Below are 4,009 nucleotides of genomic sequence, written 5' to 3'. Positions count from 1 at the left end.
ACTCAATGCCCTCGGCGCCGGGACGACATGATGAACGGGAACGTGGAGGCTTGGGCAGCACGCTTTCCGATGCCGCCGCATCGCTGTCATCGGCTGCCGCCAGCGTCGGCGATACCGTTTCCAGCGCGGCAAGCAGCGCCGCGGAGGGTTTGACGGGCAGCACGGCCACTGCAAGATCGGTGACCGGCGACATGGCGGCGAAAGCCGCCCGCTCCGCGCAAGATCTGTTGGAGAACCAGCCCTTGGCCATAGCGGCCGCGGGTCTCGCCATCGGCGCCGCCATAGGTGCAATGTTGCCCCATACCGCAACGGAGGATGAGCAGCTAGGCGCCTATGGCGAAAAGCTTCGCGATACCGCCGAAACCATGCTCGACAGGGGTCTCGACGAGGCCAAGCAGGTCGCCGCCGAAGCCTATGAGACCATCAAGCAGGAAGCTGGCCGGCAACATATGGAAGCAGACACGATCGCCGATCAGCTCGGCGAGATCGTGAAGTCCACAGCAGACAAGACCGAGCACGCCGTGCGTGAACGGATTTCCGATCCATCTCAGCGTCAAACCTAGCTTGAATGATCCTGGATCAACGACAATCGGTCTCTTCAGAAGGGTCGGCGTTGTCCGTCAAACGGTGAACCGCTCAATCATTTCAGAGCGTAGAGGTAGGCCGCGATATCGCGCGCCTGCTGCTCCGAAATTCGGGTCGATGGCATGGCCGTGCGCGGATTGATTTCCCTGGCAGATCGTATCCAGCGGATCAGGTTCTCTGGATTGTTGGCCAGCCCGCCGCCGATAAAGGTGCGGTCAGCAAGACTGGCGTCGAGGCGTGGACCGACCTGCCCTTGCGCGCCCGGCACGCCCGAAATCGTATGGCAGCCGGAACAACCATTCGCAGTCATGATCGGCATGGCGCGCGCAATGTCACCTCCCGTGGCCGCCTCCGCCTCGTGGCGGATGCGCGCCGCCTGATCGGACCACCAGGTCATTCCGGCCACGCCCGCAACGAGCAGCACCAGCGCGGCGCTGGCGCCGGCAAGCAGCTTAGACAAGCTCGTAGGCATGCGCCGCCTCCCCCCTTCCGCTCGCCTTGATCCACAGCGCGGCCAGCAGCAGCGCTGCGCCGCCATAGATCAGTCCAGCGGGAACCCACATCACCAGCCCGGCAAGTTGCTGGTCTTCCAGGGGGCTCAAATTCCATAGTGCCGCACCCACCGCGTTCTGCGGGTACCAGAGCCGCGGCCAGAGCAGCAGGAGCACGCCAAGCAGGCCAGTGTGCAGCGAGGTGACGAAAAGATGCATCACTGCGGTCCCATAGGCATGCTGGCGGCCGGGACGCGGCAAGAGTACCCACCAGAACAGCAGCCCTGTTCCGAAGAAGCTCGCGTGCTGTGCATAGTGCATCACGCCGCGTTCGAGCGCGGCCTCGAACAACGCCGGAAGGTGCCAGATCCATATGGCCAGGCCGTGGGCAATGGTCGCGCTGAGCGGTCGAGTTACGAAAGACCAAACCGCATTCAGCCATCTGCCGTGCCCGGCCATTCCAAGAATGCGCCGGACCCCGGCGGGAAATCCCCACATCAAGGCCGCAGCCGGGCTGGCGGAGACCAGCAGCGGCGCCGCCACGGCCATCAGCAGTTCATGCTCGATCATATGCGCCGCAAAGATCTGCTCACCGAGTGCATGAATCGGGCTGACCAACGCGGCCGTCAACACGCCCCATCCGGCCGTGAACAGCAGAGCCTGGCGCAGCCGCAGAGTCCTGCCGCGGCTGCTGCGCCGCCAAAGCCGGCCAGCTCCAACGACATATATCAGGGCAAGCACGGCAAGTGGCAGGGTGATGGGCAGCGCGAGCGTCCACCCGGCCTCGGGTGCGCCGGCGCCGTAGCAGATGGAAGTAGAGAACAGCCCGTCCAGATTCATCGCAGGCACTCATCCAGGATCAGCGCCGCGCTGCCTTGCATGAGGATCACAAGCGCAAACAGCAACGCCGACAGCATGCCGAGATTGGCGACGAAGCGCTCTGTGGCGCGCGTACGCTTCGGCTTGAATGCGGCACCGCCTCGCCGCTTCGCCCGCCACGACAGCGCCCCGCCGAGCAGCGACAACAAGACGAGCAGCAGCGCCACGGGAAGCACGACCGGCACCTGGCGATTGCATTGCCAGGGCACCAGCGCATAATTCAGCTGTGTCGAGACCGCCCACGCCAGCGGCCCTGACAGAAGACCACCCCAAGACGTTCCCAGGCGTAATGCACGCATCTCAGCCTAGCCTCGGCACCCAGTAGATGAGCAGATAGATCGGAATCCAGGTCAGGACCACGAAGTCCCAGTAGAAGACATTGTCGCCGACATCGCCGAAGCGACGGCCGCTATAGCCGTGGCGCGTGAACATCAGCACAGTCAGCACGATGGTGTCGCCGACATCGGTGATGAGATGGGTGGTGTGCAGCCCGAGCAGCACCCAGAGCATCGATCCATAGGCATTGGTGTCCCAATAGATGTTGAGGGCCGGGAATTCGAACCAGCGCACGACGAGCGGAGCGATGCCGAGCAGCGACATGACCATCAGCCCGATCCGCACCGGCACCATCGAACATTGCTTGGCATAGCGGTGGAGGATGTGGTTAGGCACAAGGCTGACGATGAACAGAATGGTGACGATCGTTCCGGGCCAATGGTTCGGGCGCGGTGCGCTGAGGGGCCAGTCTGGCCATGACTGCGCAAGGTAGAGATAAGCGCCGGCCGCCAGCGCGAAGCCCGTGCCTTCCAGCGCCATGAAACCCAGCGTGCCCCACCAGGTCGGGCTGCGCGGACCGTGCCCGAAGGTGGGCAGGCCAGAAAGATCGGCGGCGGCGCGCTGCTTCATTCCTCGTCCTCCGGATCGCCCTTGGGCCAGAACCATCCGATCAACGTGATGGCGATTGGCGCGGCGCCCCAGACGATCGCCCAGGGCGTGAAGATTGAATAGAGAAACGTGCCGCCGACGGCCAGCGCCGCTAAAAGCGGCCAGATCGAAGGGGCGGCCGATTTCTCGCGAATGTCGGGATGAGCTTCGGCCACGGTCGAGATGAGGAGTTCGCGCGCGTCGACGCGGAGCCCGGTCGCTACAGGGAGCGCCTCGCGCTCGGCCCAGAGCGGCTCGATATGAGTCACGATGGGAATGCGTGCGAAATTATAGCTCGGCGGCGGCGAGGATGTTGCCCACTCCAAGGTTCCTGCGTCCCACGGATTGTTGCCGGCCGAGGTGCCTTTCAACGCGCCATGCACAAGGTTGAAGGTGAACAGGACAAAGCTCAGGAAGAAGAGTAACGCCCCAGCCGAGATGAAAAGGTTGATGTTGCCCCAGCCAAGCTCGGCCGGATAGGTGTAGACACGTCGTGGCATGCCCCACAGGCCGACCAGATGCATCGGGAAAAAGGCTGCATTGAACCCGATGAAGGCCAGCCAGAAATGCCACCGCCCGAGGCGTTCGCTCATCATGCGGCCGGTGACCTTCGGGAACCAGAAATAAGCCGCGCCAAGCAGCGGGAACACCGAGCCGCCGATCAGCACGTAATGGAAGTGGGCGACGACGAAATAGGTGTCGTGGACCTGAAGATCCAACGGCACTGAGGCGAGCATCACGCCCGTCAGCCCGCCGATGACGAAGATGAAGAAAAAGCCGAAGACGAACAGCAACGGAGTTCGGATCACCGGTCTGCCGTCCCATAATGTTGCCAGCCAGCAGAAGATCTGTACGCCGTTCGGGATGGCGATCATCATGCTGGATGCGGTGAAGAAGCTGGCGCCAAGCTTTGGCAGGCCGGTGGCGAACATGTGATGGACCCAAAGCCCGAACGAAAGGAAGCCGACCGCGATCAGCGACAGGACCAGCCCGAGATGACCGAATGTCGGTCGCCTGGCGAAAACAGGAATGATCGAGGACACCATGCCCGTCGCCGGCAGGAAGATGATGTAAACTGCCGGATGGCCGAAGAACCAGAAGAGGTGTTGGAACAGCAGAGCATCCCCACC

The 4,009-nt window shown here is 63.1% G+C and carries 7 protein-coding genes; 1 reads left to right on the top strand and 6 read right to left on the bottom strand.

Translation table 11 applies throughout. From position 1 onward, the window contains the following. Positions 1-193: hypothetical protein (locus EN925_RS40900; RefSeq protein ID WP_245487308.1), on the bottom strand; the 193-nt coding region annotated here is incomplete at its 3' end. On the opposite strand from EN925_RS40900, the gene EN925_RS26205 reads away from it, so the two are divergent. Next, positions 192-563, top strand: a complete 372-nt coding sequence (locus EN925_RS26205) for a hypothetical protein (RefSeq protein ID WP_245487306.1) — start codon at positions 192-194, stop codon at positions 561-563. The two genes, EN925_RS40900 and EN925_RS26205, sit on opposite strands and share 2 nt — an antisense overlap. Positions 564-640: 77 nt before the next feature. Here EN925_RS26205 and EN925_RS26200 read toward each other — a convergent pair whose 3' ends face one another. The 5 genes from EN925_RS26200 to EN925_RS26180 form a co-directional block, all read right to left on the bottom strand. Continuing rightward, a complete protein-coding gene (locus tag EN925_RS26200; protein ID WP_027161878.1) occupies positions 641-1,057 on the bottom strand; it encodes a c-type cytochrome in 417 nt (138 codons plus the stop codon). Then, on the bottom strand, positions 1,038-1,916 hold the full coding sequence (locus tag EN925_RS26195; RefSeq protein WP_127368834.1) for a cytochrome c oxidase assembly protein: 879 nt from the start codon (positions 1,914-1,916) through the stop codon (positions 1,038-1,040). The genes EN925_RS26200 and EN925_RS26195 overlap by 20 nt, the downstream gene beginning before the upstream one ends. Then, on the bottom strand, positions 1,913-2,254 hold the full coding sequence (locus tag EN925_RS26190) for a hypothetical protein (RefSeq protein ID WP_063170778.1): 342 nt from the start codon (positions 2,252-2,254) through the stop codon (positions 1,913-1,915). Before EN925_RS26190 ends, EN925_RS26195 begins: the two co-directional genes overlap by 4 nt. A 1-nt stretch (position 2,255) precedes the next feature. Next, entirely contained in the window at positions 2,256-2,861 is a 606-nt protein-coding gene (locus EN925_RS26185) for a cytochrome c oxidase subunit 3 (protein ID WP_013525139.1), read from the bottom strand. Next, on the bottom strand, positions 2,858-4,009 hold a 1,152-nt coding region (locus EN925_RS26180; RefSeq protein WP_206632937.1), incomplete at its 5' end, for a cbb3-type cytochrome c oxidase subunit I. The genes EN925_RS26185 and EN925_RS26180, both read right to left, overlap by 4 nt.

It is taken from the genome of Mesorhizobium sp. M7A.F.Ca.US.006.04.2.1 (assembly GCF_004022915.1).
GTDB classification, from domain to species: Bacteria; Pseudomonadota; Alphaproteobacteria; order Rhizobiales; family Rhizobiaceae; genus Mesorhizobium; species Mesorhizobium ciceri.
This window is presented reverse-complemented; position numbering and strand designations above follow the sequence as displayed.

What these genes read in the sequence shown, in the direction of transcription:
- EN925_RS26185 (WP_013525139.1), bottom strand. Translation starts at nt 2,861, where the DNA reads ATGAAGCAGCGCGCCGCCGCCGATCTTTCTGGCCTGCCCACCTTCGGG.
- EN925_RS26205 (WP_245487306.1), top strand. Translation starts at nt 192, where the DNA reads ATGGCGGCGAAAGCCGCCCGCTCCGCGCAAGATCTGTTGGAGAACCAG.
- EN925_RS26195 (WP_127368834.1), bottom strand. Translation starts at nt 1,916, where the DNA reads ATGAATCTGGACGGGCTGTTCTCTACTTCCATCTGCTACGGCGCCGGC.
- EN925_RS26190 (WP_063170778.1), bottom strand. Translation starts at nt 2,254, where the DNA reads ATGCGTGCATTACGCCTGGGAACGTCTTGGGGTGGTCTTCTGTCAGGG.
- EN925_RS26200 (WP_027161878.1), bottom strand. Translation starts at nt 1,057, where the DNA reads ATGCCTACGAGCTTGTCTAAGCTGCTTGCCGGCGCCAGCGCCGCGCTG.